At 50.7% G+C, this 23,291-nt stretch carries 20 protein-coding genes; 18 read left to right on the plus strand and 2 right to left on the minus strand.

The features are described 5' to 3' along the window. Positions 1-5 precede the first annotated feature (5 nt). The 4 genes from EDM59_RS31495 (at position 6) to EDM59_RS24245 (ending at position 4,858) form a co-directional block, all read left to right on the plus strand. Entirely contained in the window at positions 6-1,055 is a 1,050-nt protein-coding gene (locus EDM59_RS31495; RefSeq protein WP_246011223.1) for a polysaccharide pyruvyl transferase family protein, read from the plus strand. Positions 1,056-1,149: 94 nt separating this feature from the next. Beyond that, positions 1,150-1,365, plus strand: a complete 216-nt coding sequence (locus EDM59_RS24235; protein ID WP_122925961.1) for an alpha/beta-type small acid-soluble spore protein — start codon at positions 1,150-1,152, stop codon at positions 1,363-1,365. Between the two features lie 213 nt (positions 1,366-1,578). Further along, positions 1,579-3,282: a DUF6138 family protein gene (locus EDM59_RS24240; RefSeq protein WP_342769240.1), complete on the plus strand. Its 1,704-nt coding sequence runs from the start codon at positions 1,579-1,581 to the stop codon at positions 3,280-3,282. A gap of 31 nt (positions 3,283-3,313) precedes the next feature. Next, entirely contained in the window at positions 3,314-4,858 is a 1,545-nt protein-coding gene (locus EDM59_RS24245; protein ID WP_122925962.1) for an SMI1/KNR4 family protein, read from the plus strand. Between the two features lie 234 nt (positions 4,859-5,092). Here EDM59_RS24245 and EDM59_RS24250 read toward each other — a convergent pair whose 3' ends face one another. Next, positions 5,093-5,533, minus strand: coding sequence for a hypothetical protein (locus EDM59_RS24250; RefSeq protein ID WP_122925963.1), 441 nt, complete (start codon positions 5,531-5,533; stop codon positions 5,093-5,095). A gap of 341 nt (positions 5,534-5,874) precedes the next feature. Between EDM59_RS24250 and EDM59_RS24255 the strand changes: the two genes are divergently transcribed. The 11 genes from EDM59_RS24255 (at position 5,875) to EDM59_RS24305 (ending at position 18,109) form a co-directional block, all read left to right on the plus strand. Continuing rightward, positions 5,875-6,291, plus strand: a complete 417-nt coding sequence (locus tag EDM59_RS24255; protein ID WP_122926243.1) for a response regulator — start codon at positions 5,875-5,877, stop codon at positions 6,289-6,291. Between the two features lie 15 nt (positions 6,292-6,306). Next, positions 6,307-8,517: an NAD-dependent epimerase/dehydratase family protein gene (locus EDM59_RS24260; RefSeq protein WP_122925964.1), complete on the plus strand. Its 2,211-nt coding sequence runs from the start codon at positions 6,307-6,309 to the stop codon at positions 8,515-8,517. Beyond that, entirely contained in the window at positions 8,510-9,493 is a 984-nt protein-coding gene (locus EDM59_RS24265) for a hypothetical protein (RefSeq protein ID WP_122925965.1), read from the plus strand. The genes EDM59_RS24260 and EDM59_RS24265 overlap by 8 nt, the downstream gene beginning before the upstream one ends. Next, a complete protein-coding gene (locus EDM59_RS24270) occupies positions 9,490-11,334 on the plus strand; it encodes a DUF2194 domain-containing protein (protein ID WP_122926244.1) in 1,845 nt (614 codons plus the stop codon). Before EDM59_RS24265 ends, EDM59_RS24270 begins: the two co-directional genes overlap by 4 nt. Before the next feature lie 3 nt (positions 11,335-11,337). Further along, a complete protein-coding gene (gene pelF / locus EDM59_RS24275; protein ID WP_122925966.1) occupies positions 11,338-12,777 on the plus strand; it encodes a GT4 family glycosyltransferase PelF in 1,440 nt (479 codons plus the stop codon). Further along, positions 12,753-14,147: an exopolysaccharide Pel transporter PelG gene (gene pelG / locus EDM59_RS24280; protein ID WP_122925967.1), complete on the plus strand. Its 1,395-nt coding sequence runs from the start codon at positions 12,753-12,755 to the stop codon at positions 14,145-14,147. Before pelF ends, pelG begins: the two co-directional genes overlap by 25 nt. Then, positions 14,144-15,868, plus strand: a complete 1,725-nt coding sequence (locus tag EDM59_RS24285; protein WP_122925968.1) for a CotH kinase family protein — start codon at positions 14,144-14,146, stop codon at positions 15,866-15,868. The genes pelG and EDM59_RS24285 overlap by 4 nt, the downstream gene beginning before the upstream one ends. A gap of 12 nt (positions 15,869-15,880) precedes the next feature. After that, positions 15,881-16,591, plus strand: coding sequence for a polyphosphate polymerase domain-containing protein (locus EDM59_RS24290; protein ID WP_122925969.1), 711 nt, complete (start codon positions 15,881-15,883; stop codon positions 16,589-16,591). A 20-nt stretch (positions 16,592-16,611) separates the two neighbouring features. Then, positions 16,612-17,292 (plus strand): DUF4956 domain-containing protein, encoded by a 681-nt coding sequence (locus EDM59_RS24295; protein ID WP_122925970.1) that lies wholly within the window; start codon positions 16,612-16,614, stop codon positions 17,290-17,292. Positions 17,293-17,371: 79 nt separating this feature from the next. Continuing rightward, positions 17,372-17,662 carry an ArsR/SmtB family transcription factor gene (locus EDM59_RS24300; RefSeq protein WP_122925971.1) on the plus strand — a complete coding sequence of 97 codons (291 nt, stop codon included), beginning with the start codon at positions 17,372-17,374 and terminating at the stop codon, positions 17,660-17,662. A 171-nt stretch (positions 17,663-17,833) separates the two neighbouring features. Then, positions 17,834-18,109, plus strand: a complete 276-nt coding sequence (locus EDM59_RS24305) for an MFS transporter (RefSeq protein ID WP_148040856.1) — start codon at positions 17,834-17,836, stop codon at positions 18,107-18,109. Between the two features lie 45 nt (positions 18,110-18,154). Here the strand turns inward: EDM59_RS24305 and EDM59_RS24310 are convergent, their stop codons facing one another. Continuing rightward, a complete protein-coding gene (locus tag EDM59_RS24310) occupies positions 18,155-19,534 on the minus strand; it encodes a DUF4832 domain-containing protein (RefSeq protein ID WP_122925973.1) in 1,380 nt (459 codons plus the stop codon). Between the two features lie 278 nt (positions 19,535-19,812). On the opposite strand from EDM59_RS24310, the gene EDM59_RS24315 reads away from it, so the two are divergent. The 3 genes from EDM59_RS24315 to EDM59_RS24325 all read left to right on the plus strand — a co-directional run bounded on the left by EDM59_RS24315 (position 19,813) and on the right by EDM59_RS24325 (position 23,153). After that, complete coding sequence (locus tag EDM59_RS24315; protein ID WP_122926245.1) at positions 19,813-21,900, plus strand: carbon starvation CstA family protein; 2,088 nt, start codon at positions 19,813-19,815, stop codon at positions 21,898-21,900. Further along, complete coding sequence (locus EDM59_RS24320; protein ID WP_092268510.1) at positions 21,897-22,109, plus strand: CstA-like transporter-associated (seleno)protein; 213 nt, start codon at positions 21,897-21,899, stop codon at positions 22,107-22,109. The genes EDM59_RS24315 and EDM59_RS24320 overlap by 4 nt, the downstream gene beginning before the upstream one ends. Before the next feature lie 201 nt (positions 22,110-22,310). Further along, complete coding sequence (locus EDM59_RS24325; protein WP_425456027.1) at positions 22,311-23,153, plus strand: inositol monophosphatase family protein; 843 nt, start codon at positions 22,311-22,313, stop codon at positions 23,151-23,153. Positions 23,154-23,291: the final 138 nt, after the last annotated feature.

The following is a 23,291-nucleotide window of genomic DNA, read 5'->3' on the forward strand; positions in this document are numbered from 1 at the left end:
GTTCGATGAGAAAAGTGTTGTACGTCGGGTGGATTGGTTTTAACAACCTGGGTGACGAGCTTATGTGGAAAGTGTTTGAGCAGCTGGCACATGAGCTGCTCGATCCACAAAAGGTGCAGATCGTCCCTTCCTTGCCCGGTGTTGATCTCCAGGATCTGAGTCCGTACGATACCGTCGTCATCGGTGGCGGGTCGCTGCTTGTGCCCGGGTATGTCGATGTGGCGTACCGGGCCGTACAGCAAAAGAAACGGCTGCTGATATGGGGCAGTGGCTACGATACGCAAGAGCCTGCTCGCTTGGATGCTGCAGGGAGATTCGTCCATGCGCAGATGGGGGAAAGTGCTCGCATGCGCGAGATGCTGCGGGAAATCGGACAGCACGCTTCTTTCCTTGGCGTACGCGGACCGCTGACCTACCAATATTTGCAGGCATCTGGTGTAGGGGGGCACCTCCATATTAGTGGTGACCCGGGAATGCTGCTACTGCCGCCAAGTCCGCCCAGCTCCGGGCAGGATCGACCTGTCATCGGCATCAACTGGGGAACCTCCTACAATCGGATCTACGGAAAAAACGAAACAGTGGTAGAGGATGCCCTGGCGTACGCAGGTCGCAAATTAATCGAGGAAGGGTACGATTTGTATCTGTACACCATGTGGGGGCCGGATGGGAACGCGAACAAGCGGCTCTACCAAAAGATCGCACGTCCTGAACAGACGACGTTTGATCTGGTCGTTCACGATCATACAGAGATGATGCGGCGTATCCAAACATGGGAGGCGACTATCAACTTCAAGCTGCACGCCAATGTGCTCAGCGCAGCCTGCGGGATTCCCTTTGTATGCTTGGCGTACCGTTTTAAATGCGTGGACTTTACCCATTCCTTGGACGTGGCCGAACTTGCCGTCACTACAGATGAACAAGATCTGGCGCAACGAATCCTGTCTCGCGCCAAATACGCGATTTCATACAAGGACACGATTCGCAGCAGTATTGCCAGCAAGCAGCAGCAAATGATTGACAATTTGCGCGCTCCATTTGTAAATGATTGGCTCTGAAATTGGTAAGTTAAGGGATCTGTATTCGGCGTAAATATTGCCACTGCCACTAGCGCATAATAAGCCCACAACACCGATTGGAGGGAAATACATCATGTTAAGTGGAAGTGGCAATTCAAATCAAAAGCTGGTCCCGCAAGCATCGCAAGCCCTTGATCAAATGAAGTATGAAATCGCAGCAGAATTCGGGGTCATTCTCGGCCCAGACACTTCTTCTCGTCAGAATGGCTCAGTTGGTGGAGAAATTACGAAGCGCCTGGTAAGCTTTGCCGAACAGCAACTGTCTGGCGGGGGTGCTTTCCGCATCTAGGTACATGCAAGACAAAAGGTCAGTCCTCTCGTACAAAGAGGCTGGCCTTTTTTTGTGTGGGCAGCTGGTCGAATAGGTATTTGGATATATTTACAAGTTTTTTGCTGGAAGAGACTCGCAAATCGACTATAATAGAAAACGGGAAAAGGAGAATGAATGTTCTTGTTTTGCATGAATGAAATACAGAGAAAAGCGGTCCGAGGAGGAAACACGGTGATCGATACCTATCTGGAAACGCAGATGAACGAAATGGAAAAAGCGATAGAGAAGTGGTGGCTGAGCATTGGAGAAAAGGATGCAGCGTCTATCGTAAATCGCACTTCGCTGCAGGTTGGCATACATGACTCTGTCGTTTTGGAGTATGCGGATGAGAGGGCAATGATAGGGGACGCGTATCTGGATGATCTCGACTTTGAATGGGATGCTCGCGGCAGCTACCATCCATCTACGGGGAGCATTCCGGAAGAGTCGATCAGAGGAATCGTCGTGCCAAAGCTTGCCTCCTTTATGCAAGAGAAGCTGGACAACCTCCCGCAGGCAGCGCTGATTGACTACAGCTTTTCGTTTTGGGGAAAGTTTCAAACGGAAAACGGGAAAATCAACGTGCTGATTTTAAAGCAGGTTGACCCAGCCAAAAAAGAGCAGCTGCTTGAACGGGTAGCCGACTATCTGCAACTGCTCGAAGAAAAGGAGGCACCAACTGATCCACTGGAGACGTTTTTCTTGGCAAGGCATCTTGTAGATCGAGACCTATTTCCAAAGCTTGATACGAGCAAAATCATTTCCGTCTTTGAGCAGATTCTGGATCTGAATAAAGGAAATCAGCCGCAGCTGACGGAGCATCGCCATACGATCGTGCATGCTCTGCGGGATTGGGCTGAGCAGGATTGGCTCCTGCAGCACTTTGATAGAAAGGAGCTGCAATGGGGGCAAAAGGTCTACACGAAAAAAGCTGAGCAGCACCTGGGGAGCATCGACCCGGGAGAAATGGAGCTTTTTCTTTATACGGCGGTGGCGATTCTCAAATACGAGCCCTCCTACGCGAGAGATACTGGTAGTGAGTTTTTGGAGAGGGCAAAAGAGCTGGGTAGCGAGCACGCAGCGCGGATTATGCTGGAAGGCAGCGGAAGCATCGCTCGTGAGTATACGCAAATGGCAAACGAGGTTGTCGAGTGCAAGGCAAACGACGTATTTGCAACAGTGACGATAGCGGTGAAGCAGGAAGGGGAAGAGTGCTATGCACAGGCGATTCGTTTTTTGTGCCAGCTGCTCCGGGCAGGCTTTCCCAAAAGCTATCAGATCAAGCTGAAATCCAAGGAGAAACAGCTTTTGCCGATCAAAGGTCTGGCGAAGTCGGCTACCCATCGCTTTTTTGCCAACGCACTGGCCTACCCGAGCCTGCATCCATTGCTGGAGGAGTATGCCCGCGAGGCGATTTGTGAGTATGAATGGTATGCAGATACAGAAGGAGAAAAGAACTGCATGCCAGGTACCTATGCTGTATTTGGGCTGGGACTGGCGGATGAGCGCTATTTTCCTTTGGTCGAGCACTACATGAAGCAGGTAGATGAAGAGCATCAGTCCGTACAAAACTTCTTTACGGCAGCGTTTGTCGAAAAGCACGGGGTGAATGCCAGAACGATTCCTACCCTGACGATTTGTTTGCTGCACGGGACAGATTCCATGAAGCTCAAGATCAAGGAGCAGGTGGAAGAGGAAGCAAATCTAGCGGCTCTGCTGGACAGCATTCGTCTGTGCGAATCGTATCAGGTGGAGCATCTGGTCTACATCGTATGGGGCGGTCTGGCAAAGCTGAAGTCGGCGGCAGCCAAAGCAAAAGGTGAGAAGGCAGACATGCTCAAGCATCTCGTAGAGGCAGCGGCTGGAGTGAAGGAAAATCAAGCGAACGAATCCTAGTAATTCGATGGCTGGCAAAGGAGGAAGGCACATGATCAAGCAATTCGTTACCGAAATCATAGAGCTGCTGCGATCAGAATTTCGTGAAGGGGAAGAAGCGTTTCATCCGCCAGCGACTGAGCAGCAGCTTCAAGAAGCAGAGGCGGAGCTTGGGTTTGCCCTGCCTGCGGATTTGAGAGAGCTGTATCAGGTTTGGAACGGAGAGCGTGAAGGGGGATTCGGGCTGTTTTTTGGCCTGCCGTTTCTCTCCCTTGCGGATATGATGGCCGAATGGCGAATCTGGGCAGGGCTGGAACAGGAATATGCATTAGAAGGCGGTCATTTCTCTGTTCCTGCTGGCTGGATCAAAGAGCGCTATATCAACCGCTACTGGCTGCCAATTAGTAAAGATTGGGGAGGAAATCATCTTGGCCTCGATCTGGATCCCGATGAGCAGGGACGTATGGGGCAGGTCATTAATTTTGGCCGTGACGAAGAGGTCAAGTATGTCGTTGCCCTCAGCCTGCGCGATATGCTGCAGTTTATCCGCGATGCAGCCAAGGAGAAGAACTACAGCGTTCATGAGGAAGAAGACTACCGCTTCTTTTCCTATGGGCCAGGCTCTGTGCATTTTCTCGATGCGATTCGCAAACTGGAGCTGCCTATGCTTCATCCGATTTGCATGGACCATGGTCTGCAAGATACGTCTGCATGGCTGAACGGCTTGGAGGAGAGCTGGCAGGAGCGGATCCTGTCGGCCAGCGGCTCACCCGAAGTATTTCTGCGAGAAAAGCAGCTCCGTTTTATCGGTGAGGGGATCACGGATCTCACACCTTTGGCACATTGCAGGGAGGTCCGTGAGCTGATCCTGTCGGCAAACGAGATGGAATCGATTGAAGCTTTGCGCGATTGCCGCCAGCTAAAGCAACTGTATTTGACCAAAAATCCGCTTTCGGATTTGCGTCCGTTGCAGGGGCTCCCCTATTTGGAGGAGCTCAATCTCTCCAAAACACTGGTTACGGATTTATCCCCGTTGGCTTTCGTACCCAAACTGAGATCCCTTGATCTTTCAGAAACCGCCGTACAGGACTTTGCACCGCTAAAGCAGGTAAAGAGCTTGAAGGAGCTGGAGGTCAGCGGACTGGGTAGGGAGCAGCTCCGCGGTTTGGCCGAGCTTGCCTCACTCGAGAAGCTGACACTAGCCGGGCTGGCTTCTGGAGCCGAAGAGGCGGTGGAAGTGCTGGGGCAGCTCGTGAATTTGCGAACGCTGGAGCTGGAAGAGGTATCGCTATCGAATCTGGAGTTTTTGCGCAATTGCCCAAACCTTCAAAGGGTTAAGCTAAAGGACTCAGCGATCCAAGATGCTTCCGCTTTGGCGATGCTGGAAAGTCTGCATTCCCTGGAGCTGAGCGGCTGCCCCAACCTAGGCAAGCTGGAGGAGCTGGGGAAATCGACTTCGCTGCGCAAAATCACCGCCTCCTTTGCGCAATTTGCCTTGCTGAAAGACCGCTTTGACCGGAAAATCGATTTTTCGACCATCACAGGCAGTATGACCGATGAGGAAGATGAGATTTGGTACGCCTATCTCAAGTCGTAGTGTTTGCTTTCTTGAAGAGACGAAAATGAAAAAGCAGGGGTAGCTTCGGACTAATGGGTAAGGTCCAAAGACTGCCACTGCTTTTTTGCTTACTTCGTAGGCTGAGCAGATAGGCCAGCGATATCTCTGGAGCCGAAAAATAGCATCGCAAGAAGAATGACAAGTAGGATGGATTCCGAAAAAGCCTCTCCATTAAAAGAATTCATGACACATTCCCCCTTTTTAGGTTCCTGCTCAACTATTCATTTTCTTTTTGAGCGCCTGGAAGATTTCATCTACCGTTACATTCCCGTTTTCGTTCAAAAAATTCACCATGCTATCTACATGGCTGTTGTTATTGTTGTTCAAGTCATCGAGGGTAATATATTTTCCCGTTAGGCCGACAATCATCGTAGCTTGTCTAAACAATTGAACAGAGTCTACTCGCAGCTTGCCGGTTAAAAGGAGACTCGCCACGATAAGCTCCAAGCTGGTGCCCGGGAAGCATGGGAGAGGAGTGGATTGATTATTGGTCTGGTTCTTTTTGGCATCCTTTGAAGAAGAATTGGCGGATTTCTTCTTTTTTCCATTGCTCGATGAAGAATTGTTGTTTTGCTTCTTTTCGGCGCGATTTGCAGAAGAGCTCGATGACTGTTTCTTTTGCGGTTGATTGGATGAATTTGGGGATGAATCCATTCCTACTTCCTCCCACCTAACAAGGTTTGTGCTCTTCTAGATCGGTGTGAGGTGAGACTGTTACCCACAATTTCCGACGTGTCACCCGTAGACGTACAAACAAACGTATTCATTCATATGCCCCGGACAGATTCATGGTGCCTGGTTAAATCGCCCAATAGGCATGCAAAGCCCTCCGCCCCATCCGATGAGCTCGAATAAACACAGCGCCAAATGTCCTAGTCCAAATTGTTCAGAAATTGTTGAGGCGCTTCTTGTAGAATGATGCCGATTGATGAAAGGGAAAAAGGGTAGATGGGTGATTGCCTTTACTAGGTAGGATGGGAGAACGTTATGTGGGAATGAACAGCATTATGATTGTCGACGTCGCTGCTTTCGCGCGGCTTATGCTGCGGAACATGTTCGAGTCGTTAGGATTTGAAGTCATTGCGGAAGCGGATTCTGGGGAAGAGGCAGTCCGAAATTACCGTCTGTATCGTCCAGACATTGTCTTGCTGGACATCTCCATGCCGGGGATGGACGGACTTAGGGCCTCACGCAAAATCATTGAATTGGATCGCAATGCCAACATCATCATATGCTCGGCTCTCGTATATCGCGATACCGTCATCCAGGCGATTCGTGCAGGAGCAAAAGACTTCATAGCCAAGCCATTGCAAAAAGAGCGAGTCGAGCTGTCCATACGAAAAGTATTGGGAGAAGCTTCAAGGGTGACGGCAGATCACCAATCAGACGAGAGTCGTTCAGCTTTCAAATAGAGTTGGGGTGTGAGTATGAAAGTATTGGTTACAGGCGGTTATGGATTCATCGGCTCGTTTGTTGCCGAAAGGTTTTACAAAGAGGGCTATCAGGTGTACATCCTCGACAATCTCTCGTCAGGGGATCGGCACAATGTCGATTTTAAGCACAAATCCTTTCTTTTTTCCGTAGAGGATAAAAAATGCGAGGAAGTTTTTCGCAGTAACAAATTTGATGTCGTTGTTCACCTGGCGGCACAAATCAATGTCCAAACATCCATGGAAGACCCTCTGCTAGATTCGACCTCCAACATTCTGGGGCTTGTCAACATGCTTCGATTGTCGAGCAAGCATCGCGTGGAGAAGTTCATCTTTGCCTCATCCGCAGCGGTTTACGGACGAAACGAGCATATGCCTTTGTCAGAGGCGGACGAGTGCGATCCGATTTCCATTTACGGGATGAACAAGCTGATTGGCGAGCAATACTGCCACAAGTGGAAGGAATTTTACGGTCTAGATACGCTCTGCTTTCGATTTGCCAATGTGTATGGCCCAAGGCAGGGCTCAATCGGGGAAGGAGGGGTGATCTCTACCTTTCTGGAACGCCTGTATACGGACCAGGAGATCGATCTGCATGGAGACGGAAGCCAAACGAGAGATTTCATCTACGTCGAGGACGTAGCGGATGCGATCTATCGGGCAGGAACAACGGATTATAGCGGGGTTCTGAATCTGTCAACCAACAAGCAGAGCAGCATTAACGAGCTGATCGGGCTGCTGGGGGAAGAAAAAACGTTCAAAGGAATCAATCACTCTCCCAAAAGAAAGGGAGATATCGATGTATCTGTGCTGGATAATACACGGGTAAAACGAAGACTGGATTGGGTACCGATGTATTCCTTGCGAGAGGGCCTGGCGAAAACTTCACGCTGGTTTGCCGCTGGTGGGCTGCAGCGGGAAAACGAAAAAAGGGCAAGGACAGCAGAACCGGATACAGCTCGGCCTTCCTTCGTTGCCGACATTCGACCCTATGTAGAAAACCTGCTAGCCTTTCTGGTTGTACTGGCATTATCCATTTATACGACGCAGAGCGGCATGTTTGACCTGAAGCTGATCTATATTGTGCTGATCAGCGCGATTTACGGCACCAAGCAGTCCATCCTCGCTGTCATTCTTTCCTGTGGTCTGTTTATTGGCGAGAGTCTGCACAACGGACGGGAAATTGTCTCCCTGCTGTACGATGCCAGCGTTCTGTTCCATATTGCCATCTACTTTATCATCGGGATTGCCGTGGGATACTCGATGGACAAAAGGAGCAAGGAAGTCGTATCTACCCAATTTGAGAAGCAAGCCGTGGAAGAGAAGTACGACTTTTTGAAGGAAATGTACAATGACAACCTCCAAGTAAAGGACGAGCTGCAGCAGCAAATCGTCAACTCCGAGGACAGCTTTGGAAAAATGTATGCCATCACCAAGGAATTGGACAGCCTCGAGCCGGAGCGTGTACTGCAAAGCGCGGTGCACGTTTTGGAAAAGATCATGAAGTCAGATGAGATCTCCATTTACACCATGAACCAGAACAACACCTTCCTTCGCCTGGTAGCCAAATCGAACAAGACGGGCTTTGACCTTCCCCGTTCCCTGAAGGTGTCTGATCACAGCTATCTTACTTCGCTCATGCATACACAGAAGATCTATGTCGAAGCGCATATGCGCGAGGATCGCCCGATTCTGGCTGCTCCTATCCTGGATAATGGCAAAATGGTAGCCATGGTAGCGATCCAGCATCTCGGCTTCGAGCACTTTACCTTGTATACGCAAAATCTGTTTCAGGTTGCTGTGCAGCTGATTTCGGCAGCGCTGTCACGCTCGCTGCGCCACATGAATTCGACCTACAAAGACCGCTACATCGCGGAGACAGCGATCCTGCGCCCACCTTATTTCTACGAGATGGTAAAGAGCAAGCGGGAAGCGAAGCAAAGGCTGAACACTGATTTCACGATCCTTTCCGTAGATCGTGCGGGAGAAGAGTACGAAGCGATTTCGCCGAAGATTGCAGGCTCTTTGCGTGAGGCCGATTATATCGGAATCGACGAGGCTGGGGAGCTTTTCATCATCCTTTCCAATTCGAACGAGCTGGAAGCGGCTTTCGTCGTAGAGCGGCTGAAACGAAAAGGCATTGCCGCATGGATCGTGGCAGAGAGAGACCGCCCGATCCTGACGTTGAAGGATGGCGCCTATGTATAATCTGGCCCTGCTTCATCTTTTGGTATCGCTGCTCTACGGCTTCCTCGGCAGGCGCCAGGGTCAGCAGGAAATGCTGGTACGGTTCCTCGTCGTCTTGTTCCTCCCAGGTGCCGGGCTGTTCCTGATGGTGATGACAAATGCCTACAAGCGCACGGCAGAGCAAAATGAAAATCAACTCAAGCTGGAGAGCGAGGCGTTGATGCTGGGAGAGGAAGCGCGGATTTTCCGCAGGGCAGATTTGGCAAAAGAGATGAATGTCGTTCCCGCAGAGGAAATCCTTTTGGTCAATGACACGAGTACAAGGCGAAAAATGCTCATTGACGCACTGAAGGAGCAAACGATTTGGCAAATTCGCACGCTGGAAATCGCCTTGCAGAACGAGGATACCGAGACGGTACACTATGCTGCCGCGGCATTGACCCAAATGCGTGGCAAGCTCCAGCTGCAGCTGCAGGATCTTTCCGTGAAATACGAGGCCAACAAACAGGACATCGACGTCCTGAAGGCCTATGCAAACGTACTCAAGACCTATTTGAACAGCTCGCTGCTGGATGAGCGCACCTATTTGAAGTACACCTATACCTATTCGTTCGTATTGGAATCGCTGCTTGCGGTTTACACGGACGAGGAGACGTACTACGTGGACAAGATCAACTGCGAACTGACGAACAAAGCCTATGAAAAGGCCCGGGAATACTGCGACAAATTCCAGCTGGCGCACCCAGACAGCGATGTGCCTTATGTGATGAGCCTGAAGATTTCGTACACGCTGCGCAAATATGACGAGTTTACCGCCGAGATGGAGCGACTGAAGAGCTCCTCTGTACGTGTTTCTCATTCGACCTTGATGCTGATTCGCCATTGGAGCAGGCTCGGGTCGACGATGCACGAGGAAATCGATTTGGCTTTCAAACAAGCAGCAGCAGGATCGACAGCCGAAAGTAGTTCAATAGAGATGGGCGAATGGGAAAAATGAACAAAGACATTGTCGTCAAAAAAAATATTTACATCATCTTGGCCATCGTACTTCTGCTGGGAATCGTCATCGAGGCTACCCGCTCCCAGTTTATTTTGCAGGTGAGCAGTCATGAGGCAAATGGGAGAAGCGCGAAGGCTGCTGAGCCCAAGCAAAACGGAATCAGCCCACAGGAGCTGGCAAGACTGACACGCGAGAAGTTTTTGATCGTCACCGACCCTGAAGATAGCGGAAGCGGTGATATCACGAAGAACGTCAAACAAGTCCTCGACTACATGAAAAAGGAGTACGAAACGATCGAGGTCACCAAGCTGACGAAACCGAGCGAATCCTATCGGACGATTCTGGTGACCGTAGAGAATCTGAGCAAGTTCCCCGACCTGGATGCTCTCTTGCGTTATGCAGAGGACGGTGGCCGCGTGTTTTTTACGCGCACACCGGAATACAACGACGGCTTTTACCGGATCTATCGCAAGCTGGGTGTCAACGCAATGGGCGGACCCGTGGTGACCAAAGGAATACAGATGACGTCCAACCTGCTTATCCAAGGTCAGGAGGCCAAAATCAGTGAAAACCTGATTTTCAACACCTCAATTCCTGTCGAGCTCGAGGAGCGAAGCAAAGTGTATGCTGTCGCGATCGAAGACCGGGTGCCGTTGCTTTGGGACGTCGATTACGGCAAAGGCAAATTCATGGTGTACAACGGAACCAACCTGCAGTCATCCATGAACAGGGGGCTGATAGCGGGTGCTGTCAGTGTTTTAAATCCTGACTTCCTGTATCCGATCATGAACATGAAGATCATGTACATCGACGACTTTCCATCCCCCTTTCGTCAAGGCTACGACCCGGATATTTACCGAGCGTACAAAAAGGATATCCCCGATTTCTACCACGACATCTGGTGGCCGGAAATGATCAGACTGGCAGCGGACTACGATGTCACCTATACCGGAGCCTTGATCCAAACGTACAACGATCGGGTAGAGCCGCCTTTTACAGATCTGGAAGGTTCGGATAAAACCAACTTGATCACGTATGGACGGGATTTGCTGAAGCTGGGTGGAGAGCTCGGCATTCACGGCTACAATCACCAGTCGCTTGTCACGGATCAGGCGCGAGTAGACGAGCTGGGCTATCGGGCATGGCCAAGTGAAGCGAGCATGACCCAATCCTTACAAGAGCTGGATACTTACATCAAACGCATTTTTGCTCAGTATGCCATTCAGGTCTATGTTCCCCCTTCCAATGTGATGGCGGAAGAAGGGCGTCAAGCGTTGAAAAACACGTTTCCCCAGGTGAATATAATCGCCTCGCTGTATGCGGAATCGGCAAACAATCTGGAATACATTCAGGAGTTCTCGGTTGCCGGAGACGGGATCGTGGAGATGCCTCGCATTACATCGGGTTATGCCGATACGGACATCAACGATTGGTACATCACCAACGCGATGACGTCACTCGGTGTGTTTTCCCACTTTGTCCACCCGGATGACATTTTGGACAAAGCGAGAAGCAAAGAAAAGACCTGGCCGATCCTGTCCAAGGAATTCCGTTCGATGATGAAAAAACTGTATGAGCGATACCCCTGGATGCGGAGCATGACGGCTTCAGAGGGAGGAAGCGAGCTCACTGATTATCTCCAGACCAGGGTCTACCTGGAGCACAGCGAAGATAAGATCACCGGGTACATGAACAACTTCAGCACAGAGATGTTCTTCGTGCTGCGAACGGACAAGAAAATGACGTCCACCCAAGGCTGTTCCGTTGAATGGATTGACGAAGGCGTCTACCTCGTCCATGCGACCAAAGCCAAATTCGAGATCGGATTGAAAGGATAAGCGATGAAGATTTGTCTGATTGCGGAGGGCTCTTATCCGTACATCACGGGAGGCGTGTCCAGCTGGATTCATTCCTTGATCAAAGGGATGCCCGAGCATGAGTTCGTCCTGTATGCGATTGGAGCCCAGGAGAAAAACAAAGGGAGCTTTGTCTACGAGCTGCCGGAAAACGTCGTGGCGATCCACGAAGTGTTTCTGGACACTTATTTTCGCGAAGAGGCTGTCCCGGGAAAGCGGTTGGCTTTGAAGGAAGAAGAGCAAAAGGCGCTCCTCTCTCTGCTGGATGGAAGCGAAGTCAACTGGACTGCTTTCTTCGACCTGCTGGTCAGAGGAAGGCTGCCCTCCGTAGGCGATTTCCTCACCAGCCGGGACTTCTTTGACATTGTGCAAAAGCTGTGCGAGCAAAAGTATCCCCAAATCCCCTTTACCGAAATGATTTGGATGATTCGTTCAATGATTCTTCCTCTATGTTTGATCATTGAAGGCGGAATGCCGGAAGCGGATTTGTACCATAGCGTTTGTACAGGCTATGGCGGCATTGCCGGAGCATTGGGAAAGCATCTGTACCACAAACCGTTTCTGTTGACAGAGCACGGCATTTACACCCGGGAGCGCGAAGAGGAAATTATTAAAGCTGGCTGGATCAAGGGCCATTTCAAAGACATCTGGATCGATTACTTTCTCAACCTCTCGAAGTGCGCGTACGCGTATTCCGATCGTGTCATCACGCTGTTTGGCAGGAACAAAGAGATTCAGATCGAGCTTGGATGCGACGAAGGCAAGATCGCCATCATTCCGAACGGCGTAGAAGTAGGGGAGTACCAAAGCTTGCCGGGGAAGGAGCTTGACGAAGAGGGAGCGATCTATATCGGTGCCTTGGTCCGAGTCGTGCCGATCAAGGATATCAAGACGCTGATCCAAAGCTTTGCACTGGTCCATGAGCGAATCCCGCATGCTTATTTGATCATCATGGGACCGACAAATGAAGATCCGGAGTACTTTGAAGAGTGCAGGCAGCTGGTGGCGAGCCTGCAGCTGTCTCGAGTGAACTTTACAGGAACGGTCAGTGCCAAAGAGTACCTCGGAAAAATGGACATGCTCGTTTTGACCAGCATCAGCGAAGGGCAGCCCCTCGTCATTTTGGAAGGAATGGCAAGTGCTAAGCCATTTGTCACGACGGATGTGGGAAGCTGCCGGGAGCTCTTGTACGGGAATGGGGACGAGTTTCAGGACGCAGGGATCGTGGTTCCGGTCATGCATGCCGGTCAGATTGCCCAGGCGATGATCACCCTCTGTGAAGAAGAAGAGCTGCGAAGGCAAATGGGGCAAAACGGACTTCAGCGGGTATCCGCTTTGTACACGAAGCGCCAATTTTTAGAGGCGTATCGGAATTTGTATCGGGAAATGGAGGTGCAGTCATGGCAGGTATCGGGTTTGAGCTGAAAAAGATGTTCCGGGGGCGCGGCTACCTGTCCGGGATGAAAGCCTACGCATACTCCTCACTCGTGACGGTAGGACCGATGGCGTTGTGCATGCTGATGGTCACGCTCTTGCAGCAGCTGTTGATTTACCTAGACGTTTCCTATTTGGAGCGGATGACGTTTTTGGCGGCAGTCGTGTATGCGTTTGTCTTTTCCCTGCTGGTGACATGTGGATTCATCATGGTGATTTCCCGCTATATCGCGGACAAGATTTACTTGCGCGAGTATGACGAGATTATTGCATCGCTGTACGGTGTCATCGCGACCTGCTTGGGGCTGGGGGGCTTGGCTGGAGCCGTATTCTATTATTTTTCCCCTCTCGATGCCGTGTTTAAAATATCCGCGTATCTACTCTATGTGGAGCTGATCGTCGTTTGGCTGCAATCTGCCTACATGTCCGCCCTGAAAGATTACATGCGGATTATTCGCGGGTATGCGGCTGCGGTAATCGTGACGGGCCTCTCTGCTCTTCTCATGGTCTATGCAGCTGGCATGCACACGGGACTGGCGATGCTGATCTCTATGAATATCGGTTTTTTCTTGATGATCGCTCTGTCCTTTCTGCATCTGGAAAGCTATTTTCGCCAAAAGGCAAACCATTACTTTGCCTTTCTGCAGTATGTCAAAAAGTATCCGAGCCTGCTTGTAACTGGGCTGTTTTGCTCGCTCGGCTTTTATATTCACAACTTTGTTTATTGGCTGATGAGCCCGCTGCAGGAAAACATCGCGGATACGTACTGGATCGCTTCGTCCTACGACGTGCCTGCATTCTATGCGTCGCTGAGCTTTTTGCCGACGATGGTCATGTTTGTCGTGTCAGTGGAGACCGCGTTTTACGAGAAGTACCGCCAATACTACGGGACGATTCTGGGAACGGGATCTGTGCAGGACATCAAGCGCGCCAAAAAGGATATGATCCAGACCTTGATGCAGGAGCTCGGCTTCATGATGGAAATCCAGCTGTTTTTTACCTTTGTCTCGCTGGCACTGGGCATCACGCTTTTGCCGCACATCGGCTTTTCGACGGAGCAGATCGAGCGTTTCAACATCTTGGTCGTCGCTGGCTTTTTGTACGCCGTGATGTTTGTTCTGATGCTGTTGCTGCTTTATTTTGATGACCGGAGAGGGGCAGCTCTGGTAACGGCGTTGTTCGTAACCAGCACGGCGGTCATCACGCTGGCTATGCTTCCGCTTGAGAACTACGGATTTTCTTTTTTCCTGTCTTCGTTCCTGGCGGTAGCAGCAGCCTTGGGGCGTCTCCTCTATTACTTGAAAAATATTGACTACTACACCTACTGCTCACAGCCGCTTATTGCCAGGGAGGATGGATGAGAGTGAAGACTATCGCATGCAGATGGATGCTCGTGGCGGCCTTGGCAGCTTTGGCGGGCTGTGCCAAAGACTCGCCGAATCTGGCGGAGGGAAGCCAGCCGTCCGCGGCCCCCGTAGAACAGGTGCAGGCTCCGCAAGAAGGCTTGCATGAAAAGAAAGACGTCTATGCACAGGATGAGGACGGGAGTGTCGTGCATCTCTATGTCACCGTGGTGAAAGAAGAAAACGCAGAGCTTCCGACGACGACATTTTCCGAGCTGAACCGCTCGCTAGATGGCAAAGACGCCAAAGGGAATGATCTTACGGCGAAAATCATCTTTCAGGAAGGCGACGAGAAAGGTCCTACATCCGGCTATTTCGGCTACGGGGAGTCGAGAACGAACGGAACGATCGAGGTGCGCGGAGAATCCAGCCGCAGCTCCCAGCAAAAGTCCTACAAAATCCGCTTGCTGGACACGGCTGGCTATTGGAAGGAGCAGAGAAACATCAACCTGAACAAGCACCGGCCAGACGTCACCCGGGTCCGGCAAAAGCTCAGCTTCGATTACTTTGAGCAAATGCCAAACATCTCCAGTCTGCGGACGCAATTCGTGCATCTCATGATCAAAGACATGACAGGCCCGAACCCAGACACGCAGTTCGTAGACTACGGACTGTTTACGCAGATCGAACAGCCAAACAAGACCTTTTTGCAAGCCCATGGACTGGACCGGAACGGCAATCTGTACAAGGCGATCAATTTTGAATTTCACCGCGATACGGACAAAATCAAGCTGGCCAACGATCCGACCTATGACAAAGCCGCATTTGAAAGCCTTCTGGAGATCAAAGGGAGCGAAAATCACGAGAAGCTGATCGCCATGCTGGACGATCTGAAAAACCACTCGATCCCGATCAAGGAAGTCTTGGACAACCATTTCGACCGCGAAAACTACTTCACGTGGCTTGCCGCAAATATTTTGATGGGGAATGCAGATACGGCAGCGCACAATTTTTTATTGTACAGCCCGTCAGACTCGGAAAAATGGTACTTCCTGCCTTGGGATTACGATCTGTCGTGGGGTTTCTTTGAAGAAGAAGCGAAGCGCATGCCGCAGGTCACCCTCGGGAAGTGGGAGTTTGGAATCTCCAACTACTGGGTGTCTGACTTGCACAGTCGTGTGTTCAAAGACCCTGAGAACGTAAAAGCGCTCAATGAAAAGATCGAGGAGCTCAGTCAGTTTATCACGACAGAGAAAACCGAAGCCCTCCTGAAAAGCTATTACCCGATCGCAAGCCAATACGTGAAAAAACAGCCCGACTTGTACCATCTGCCTCAGGAAGTGGACAAGTTTGACTATGAATACAACATCATCGCGGGACAGCCTGCACGCAACAAAGTGAGGTATTACGAGGGTCAGGAATACCCCATGCCGTTTTACATGGACGAGCCGAAAGAGGAAAAAGGGCAGCTGACTTTTACCTGGGATCATTCCTACGATCTGCAGGGCGACGATTTGACCTATGATTTTGCCATCAGCTATGATCCCGGGTTTACCAAGAAGTACGTGGAGGCAAAAGGTGTGACGGGTACGAGCTACATGCTCCCGAAAATGGCAAAAGGCAGGTACTTCTGGCGCGTCAGTGTAAAGGACAGCAAAGGGCATGAGCAGACATCCTTTGACCGTATCGAAGTGGATAATATTCGTTACCACGGCGTGAAGGAGTTTGTTGTGAAGTAAGGGGGGACTCGCATGCAGTTTGGCAACAAGAAGCTGAGAAATGAGTGGAAGTATTACATCCGTTTTTACGACTATCTGGCCCTGAAAAGCAGACTGCGCTTGATCACACAGCTCGATCCAAACTCAACCGATTCGGAAGGCTATCAGATACGCAGCCTGTATTTTGACGATACCTACGACACTTCCTTATACGAGAAAAACTACGGCGTATACAAGAGAAAGAAGTACCGGATACGCATCTATAATCACTCGGATGCCGTGATCAAGCTGGAGCGCAAGAGCAAGTACGATGGCTACATCTGCAAGGAAGCGGCGTCTCTCACCAGGACGGAATACGAAAGCATCATGGCGGGGGAGACGGACTTTCTGCTGGCGCGAGAAGAGAGTCTGCTGCATGATTTTTATCTCGACAGCAAAAACCATCTGTTTCAGCCAAGAGTTGTCACCGATTACATCCGGGAAGCTTATTTGATGGAGATCGGCAATGTACGTGTGACCTTTGACAAGCAATTGATGACCAACGTCAATACGCTCGACATCTTTGATCCGAACATGAAAACGGTAAACGTCATTCACGAGCCAAAAATGATCATGGAAGTAAAGTTTGACAACTTCCTGCCGACAAATATTCGCTCTTTGCTCCAAAATTTTAGCAGCCAGCGATCTGCTATCTCCAAATATCTCATTTGCAGAGAGGAGAGCAAAGCGTACTACAAACTTTAGCGTGAGGGGAAATCCGTTTCATGGACAATACAATCAATTTTCAGGACATCATCAAAAAGAGTGTGCTGAAGATGGAGCAATTCGCCAGTATTTCGGTATGGGATACGGTCATTGGGCTCATCCTATCCGGGCTGATCGGACTCTTCATCTATTACATCTATAAACGATCCTTTCGTGGGGTGGTGTACAGTCATACTTTCAATATTACACTCGTCGTGATGGCGATGCTGACCTGCCTGATCATCATGACGATCAGCACCAATATCGTTCTGTCTCTGGGGATGGTAGGTGCACTCTCCATCGTGCGTTTTCGGACCGCGATCAAGGATCCTTTGGACATCGTCTTTATGTTTTGGTCGATTGCAGCCGGTATCGCGACTGGGGCGGGTGCGTTTCCCGTATCCATCATCGGATCGCTTGTCGTGGCAGCGACGATTCTCCTGCTTTCCCGAAAACAGCTGAAGGACATGGCTTATCTTCTCGTCATTCACTACCGGGATCACGCAAGCGACGAGGTCCGATTTCAACTAAACAAGCTCAAGTATGCGCTCAAGTCAAAGACGATCAACAAAGACGTGATAGAGCTGGTCGTAGAAATCAAGCTCAAAAGCGACAATACGGCTTTTGTCCAGGATATTTCCACGATTGAAGGGGTAAAGGATGTCTCACTGGTAAGCTATAATGGCGACTATGCTCCATAAGAGTCCGGAAGAAATGAGCACGGACAAGCCGTTCTGCCAGCAGCGTGACAAGCTTTGCATCTAGTTTTACTATAGTTCCATGACTATCAAACTAATCAATGAGGACGAGAAGCGTGTCAAAATCTTTAAAGCTCTAGCAGATGTCAAGCGAATTGAGATCGTCCGCTATCTCTACCAGGGCAAAAAAAATAGTACGTGTGGAGATATCGGGAGTGCCAATGGCTTGAACAAGTCGAACACCTCGTACCATCTCAAGATTTTGCAGGAGGCGGATTTGGTTGATGTGGTACGGGAGGGACAATGTAAAATCATTACATTAAGAGAGGAAACGTTTCAACAGTTTTTACCGGGTTATTTGGCTACCCTCTAGTTGCCAGATAACCTATTTTTCACGCTGATAGTTCAAATGGTCTAAAACTATCGAACAGACTGGAAGACCATTCATAGAAAGCATAGTGTATGCGCGTAGCTCCCGTCGGTTTTTTGATCAATGTAGGTCATGCTGGGGCTGCTGCCACATTCAAACGCGGTTGCGGCTACCATGGCACTGGTGCTGATTGCGATGAGCTACTCCGCGATTCAAGTATCCCTGAACAACCTGATTCCGCAAATCTTGCGCCCCGAGAAGTTTGGTGTAGGGCTTGGCTTTTACAACCTGCTGAATTTTGTAGGAATGGCTTTCGGACCTGCTGTAGCAAGCCGTATTTTGGAGGCCACGAACAGCTACAGTCTGATTTATATCAGGGCTGCCATCTTGGTCAGCTTGCCATTTTTATTGCTGCAAAAGCCGTCAACCGTACAGCAGAAGGCAGCGTAAATGGTTTGCAAAAAAGGCCGTCAGCAATTGCTGGCGACCTTTTTTCTATTTCGTTTGAACCTCTACACGCCCAAGCGAATATCGCAAATCCTCCCGTTTTCCTTCCATCCCCCATTCAATAGCGGGCTCGCCGTTCTGAGGATCCAGGATCGCGATGCATACCGTGTACGAGCCAGGCGGAAGCTCAGACGGGATCGGCAAAGCATGAGCGGTCGTCCCTTTTCCAGGCAGCCATTTGCGGATGTCTGCTGAAGTTTCTGTTTTGGCGACGATCTCGCCGTTGGCATCCGCCAGCGACAGCTCGAGCACCCACGGAAAGTAAAAGGGAGCGACGCCTTGATTCTCCAGGTCCAGCTTGACGTTCAGGTCGGAACCAGGGGCAACAGACGCTTCATGAATTTCCTTGTGAACGACAAAACGATAGCCGATCGTATTTAGCAGTTGATTTAAATATTTCTGCTGCGCCCCGTCTGCCGCAAAAGTCGCAGGAGTATTCGGACCGAGCCAGCTAATATGGGTGGACTTTGCCTGTGCGATGGTATCGTTGATAGAGGCTGCGCTGAAATACCTTTTTAACGATTTGGAGGGAGAAAATTCGCCCCCGCTCGGCGCGTATTTCCAGTAATCAGGCATCGCTGGCATTTTCTCGAGGGTAAGCCAGGAGGTGTACCCCTTGTCCGCCCAGGATTTGTATTCCGCTGTCTGATCTCTATTGCCAAATACGTCGTTGAAGAGACCGAGCTTGAATTTCTTGGCTATCGGATGAGGTCTGCGCATGAGCAGGATCGAGTCCGGGAATTGATCGAGATAGGGCTGGACGTACTGATCTGTCACTACCAGCTTGGGAAAGGGGCGAGAGGTATTCGTATGCCATTCTCCCCAGTGCCCGATACTGCCCAATTCAATAAACGCGAGACGCGGGTCATTCTTGTAATGCTCACCGAGTTTTTCGATCAGCTTTTGATGATACGCAATCAGCTGCGGATTGCTGTAGTTTGGGCTGAAGCCTTTTCCATAGCTATTGCTGTACCAGTCCCCGTCGCCATTCAGCTCACGGTACAGCCAATCGGGAATATCCAAATGGGATTTGTCGGTGGGATAGTCCATGATGATACGAATGACCCATTTGGCTCCGCGCTCTCCCCATTCGGCAAGCTTCAGCTCTTTTTCTACTTGTTCAAACTTGTAGCTTCCTTTTTTCGGCTCCAGCTGTCGCCAGGTAAGATTTGCGTACACCAAGGTGTGGTTTTGTGCATAGCTGGCGTTGCGAGAGTCCGGAGCAAGTCCCATGTACGGATTGGACAGGACATCGTCGATGGGCTTTGGTGTGTAGATCATTTCCGTTTTCTCGGTTGCCAGGCAGAGGACAGGGAGAGAAGTGAGCAGCAAAAGTATGGCCAGGGTGTAAAGCAGATGCGATTTCATGAATGCCCCCAGTGTGGTCTGAATGTAAGCGGTTAGCCAGTGTCGTCTATTTCAAGCAAGAATCTATGATACTCCAGACAACTGGACAATTTCTGAACAAGTGCGAAATCCCTGACATGAGGAATGTATCCGCTTTCATTCATGCGCCTATGGTGCGTTTCGTGTTCCATTTTGTACGACTCAGCCAATTTGCATATGGAGGATGTTTTCCTTGTGATACGTTCTAGGAAGGCGAATTTGCCTGAATGTTTCAAAAGGAAAAAAAGGAGGAGACTCAGATGAGAAAATGGCTTCTCTCGCTCCTGATTTGGGGCGGGATCGCTGCGCTGGGTGCTGTCGGTTTTGGAATCATTGCACTGACTCGCGGAGAATCTGTCAACTCGTTCTGGCTGCTGACAGCTGCTTTTTGCACTTATGCCGTTGCTTATCGTTTTTACAGCCGTTTTATTGCCAAGAAAATCATGGGTCTGGATGACAACCGGGCGACACCTGCCGAAGTGAACAACGACGGCAAAGACTTCGTACCCACGAACAAATGGATTTTGTTCGGGCATCACTTCGCTGCGATTGCCGGTGCGGGTCCACTCGTAGGGCCGACGCTGGCAGCCCAGATGGGGTATTTGCCAGGAACGCTCTGGATCATCGTCGGCGTCGTGATCGGGGGCGCTGTGCAAGACTTCGTGATCCTGTTCGGGTCGATGCGGCGCAACGGGAAAACGCTGGGCCAGATCGCCAAAGAAGAGATCGGTCCGATTGGCGGAGCACTCGCATTGGTCGGAATTATTGCGATTATGATCATTTTGATTGCTGTTTTGGCGATGGTTGTTGTAAACGCTCTCGCGGAGTCTCCGTGGGCGACCTTTACGATCTTTATGACCCTGCCGATTGCCATTCTGATGGGCTTGTACATGCGCTACATCCGTCCGGGCCGCGTAATGGAAGGCTCGATTATCGGGCTAGCCCTGCTGTTCCTGTCCCTGTGGCTGGGTCAGGCAGTGGCAGCTTCTCCTACCTGGGGTCCAGCTTTCACCTTTACCAAAGTACAGCTGGCTTGGATGATCATCGTGTACGGCTTCGTTGCTTCTGTACTGCCGGTGTGGCTGCTCTTGGCACCACGCGATTACTTGAGCTCCTTCTTGAAGGTAGGGACGATCGGGGTGCTGGCGATTGGCATTATCATGACACTGCCGCCTCTGCACATGCCAGCCTTGACCAAGTTTATTGACGGTACGGGCCCTGTTTTTGCCGGTAACCTGTTCCCGTTCCTGTTTATTACGATTGCCTGCGGTGCAGTATCCGGCTTCCACGCCCTCGTGTCCTCGGGTACGACACCGAAAATGATTATGAAAGAATCGCATGCACCACTGATTGGGTACGGCGGCATGCTGATGGAGTCCGGTGTCGCGATTATGGCGATGATCGCAGCATGCGTACTCACGCCAGGCGTTTACTTTGCCATCAACTCGCCAGGGGCCGTGATCGGGGCAGATGCTGCGGCTGCAGCCACAACGATTTCGAGCTGGGGCTTTACCGTTACCCCTGATCAGCTGACGACACTCGCGAGCGATATACAGGAAAAAACCGTTCTTTCCCGAACAGGGGGCGCTCCGTCGCTCGCGATCGGGATGGCGACGATCTTCTCCGGCATTCTCGGCGGAAAAGCATTCATGGCATTCTGGTATCATTTTGCGATCCTGTTTGAAGCCGTGTTTATTCTGACGACTATCGATGCGGGGACGCGTGTCGGCCGCTTCATGGTGCAGGATATGCTCGGCAACGTCATTCCGAAAATGAAAGAAACCAACTGGCTGCCAGGCAATCTGATCGGCTCCGGACTCATCTCCATCGGCTGGGGTTACTTCCTCTTGCAAGGGGTTATGGATCCACTCGGCGGTATTTACACCTTGTGGCCGCTCTTTGGCATCGCAAACCAAATGCTCGCTGCCATCGCATTTACCGTAGGGACGACGATTATCTTTAAAATGGGCAAAGCGGCCTACTCCTGGGTCACGCTTGTACCGATGGCTTGGCTCAGTGCTGCGACACTGACGGCTGGCTGGCAGAAGCTGTTCCATCCGGATGCCAAAATCGGCTTCCTCGCTCATGCGGAAGCTTTCCAGAAGGCGCTGGATGCCGGAGCTTTGCCAAAAGGCGTAAAAACGATCGAAGCTGCACAGAAGATGATTTTGAACGACCAGATCGATGCGGCGGTATGCGCGATCTTTATGGTCATCACCATCGGCATCATTTTGGACGGCGCGCGACTGTGGATCAACATTTTGCGCGGCAAGCAATATCCGCTGTATGAGTCCCCTTATATCAAGTCCAAAGGAAACATCATTGACGGAAAAGGACACGTAGCATGAGAAGGCGGCTCAGAGCGCTCCGAAAGTCATTACGCCGTGTGAGCTCTGCCATCAAGACGATTTTCGGAATGCCGGACTACGACCGTTACGTGCAGCATTGGTACGCGACTCATGCCGCACCAGGTATTTTCCCGATGACGGAGCGGGAGTATTACATGTACGCTTTGACGGAGCGGTATGAAAAAGGCGGCGTGACCCGCTGCTGCTAAGGACACGAAGAGAAAGAGGCCGGAGCCGTCCGTGCCTCTTTTCGCTTTACAGATAGGAATTTGTAAGACTCCTATCCCGTACAAGTGCAACGAAGGCTTCGCCCAAAAGCTTGGCGAAGCCAAGTTTTCTATTCAGGTGCACAAGCTCCGCGCAGGTGTGGTGTAACCGCAGGTAAAGTATGGTACACTAAACAAAAAGTCATGTTTTGGGTGGCGATATGTGTGCAAGAACCATCACTTACGGAGCTTAAGGAGCTGGCTCTACGCTGCGCCCGATCTGCGGGTGAGCTGAGTCTCAAGCGAATGAAAGAGCCGTTTCAAGTCGAATACAAAACGTCTGCCTCCGATCTTGTCACGGCTGTTGATAAAGAAGTGGAAAAGCATGTAATCCACATGATTCTCGAACGGTTTCCCGATCACGGAATATTGGGCGAAGAAAGTACATTTAAAGGGGATTACAAGCAGTTTGATACACTTTGGGTCATTGATCCAATCGATGGGACGACCAATTTTGTGCATCAACAAATCAATTTTTCCGTGTCGATCGCAGTCTATCACAAAGGGGAGGGGTTGGTCGGAGCGGTATACGATCCTTCCCGTGATGAGCTCTTTTACGCGGTAAAAGGCGAAGGAGCGTATCTGAACGATCGTCCCTTGCATCTGGAAAAAGTCGTTACGCTCGAGGAAGCGCTGCTGTGCACGAGCGTTTTTTGGAACAAGCGGGCGGAGCAGATGGGCATTGATCAGATCGTGAAAAAGCTGGCAGGCAAAGTGCGGGGGATGCGCCTTCTAGGCAGTGCCGCTTTGGAGATGTCCTACGTAGCTGCGGGAAGATTGGATGGCTATGTGAGTATGTCTCTGAACGCCTGGGATTTCGGCGCTGCACGGATTATCGTGGAGGAAGCGGGAGGCAAGGTGACATCGATGGTGGGCAACCCGTTGCCGTTTGACGAGAAAAGCAGTGTCATGGCGTGCAACCCGGCTTTCTATGAAGAACTGCAGCACTACCTGAATTTGTCGGACAATACAGAGAAGGGGTCGTAAGCGATCTCGGAATCAGAAAGACCTGCTGACGATTAACCCCAGCAGGTCTTTCTTTTCCATACGAACGGGAGGATTACACACGTGAGGGTACGGGATGCATATGCTAAGGGAAGCGGTTTCTTTTGCGTGTGAGATCCA

Source organism: Brevibacillus nitrificans (assembly GCF_003710965.1).
GTDB classification, from domain to species: domain Bacteria; phylum Bacillota; class Bacilli; order Brevibacillales; family Brevibacillaceae; genus Brevibacillus; species Brevibacillus centrosporus.

Coding starts and splice junctions, on each gene's coding strand:
- EDM59_RS24315 (WP_122926245.1), top strand. CDS start 19,813: ATGAGAAAATGGCTTCTCTCGCTCCTGATTTGGGGCGGGATCGCTGCG.
- pelG (WP_122925967.1), top strand. CDS start 12,753: ATGGCAGGTATCGGGTTTGAGCTGAAAAAGATGTTCCGGGGGCGCGGC.
- EDM59_RS24250 (WP_122925963.1), bottom strand. CDS start 5,533: ATGGATTCATCCCCAAATTCATCCAATCAACCGCAAAAGAAACAGTCA.
- EDM59_RS24300 (WP_122925971.1), top strand. CDS start 17,372: ATGACTATCAAACTAATCAATGAGGACGAGAAGCGTGTCAAAATCTTT.
- EDM59_RS31495 (WP_246011223.1), top strand. CDS start 6: ATGAGAAAAGTGTTGTACGTCGGGTGGATTGGTTTTAACAACCTGGGT.
- EDM59_RS24290 (WP_122925969.1), top strand. CDS start 15,881: ATGCAGTTTGGCAACAAGAAGCTGAGAAATGAGTGGAAGTATTACATC.
- EDM59_RS24285 (WP_122925968.1), top strand. CDS start 14,144: ATGAGAGTGAAGACTATCGCATGCAGATGGATGCTCGTGGCGGCCTTG.
- EDM59_RS24235 (WP_122925961.1), top strand. CDS start 1,150: ATGTTAAGTGGAAGTGGCAATTCAAATCAAAAGCTGGTCCCGCAAGCA.
- EDM59_RS24320 (WP_092268510.1), top strand. CDS start 21,897: ATGAGAAGGCGGCTCAGAGCGCTCCGAAAGTCATTACGCCGTGTGAGC.
- EDM59_RS24310 (WP_122925973.1), bottom strand. CDS start 19,534: ATGAAATCGCATCTGCTTTACACCCTGGCCATACTTTTGCTGCTCACT.
- EDM59_RS24260 (WP_122925964.1), top strand. CDS start 6,307: ATGAAAGTATTGGTTACAGGCGGTTATGGATTCATCGGCTCGTTTGTT.
- EDM59_RS24325 (WP_425456027.1), top strand. CDS start 22,311: ATGTTTTGGGTGGCGATATGTGTGCAAGAACCATCACTTACGGAGCTT.
- pelF (WP_122925966.1), top strand. CDS start 11,338: ATGAAGATTTGTCTGATTGCGGAGGGCTCTTATCCGTACATCACGGGA.
- EDM59_RS24270 (WP_122926244.1), top strand. CDS start 9,490: ATGAACAAAGACATTGTCGTCAAAAAAAATATTTACATCATCTTGGCC.
- EDM59_RS24305 (WP_148040856.1), top strand. CDS start 17,834: ATGGCACTGGTGCTGATTGCGATGAGCTACTCCGCGATTCAAGTATCC.
- EDM59_RS24245 (WP_122925962.1), top strand. CDS start 3,314: ATGATCAAGCAATTCGTTACCGAAATCATAGAGCTGCTGCGATCAGAA.
- EDM59_RS24265 (WP_122925965.1), top strand. CDS start 8,510: ATGTATAATCTGGCCCTGCTTCATCTTTTGGTATCGCTGCTCTACGGC.
- EDM59_RS24295 (WP_122925970.1), top strand. CDS start 16,612: ATGGACAATACAATCAATTTTCAGGACATCATCAAAAAGAGTGTGCTG.
- EDM59_RS24255 (WP_122926243.1), top strand. CDS start 5,875: ATGAACAGCATTATGATTGTCGACGTCGCTGCTTTCGCGCGGCTTATG.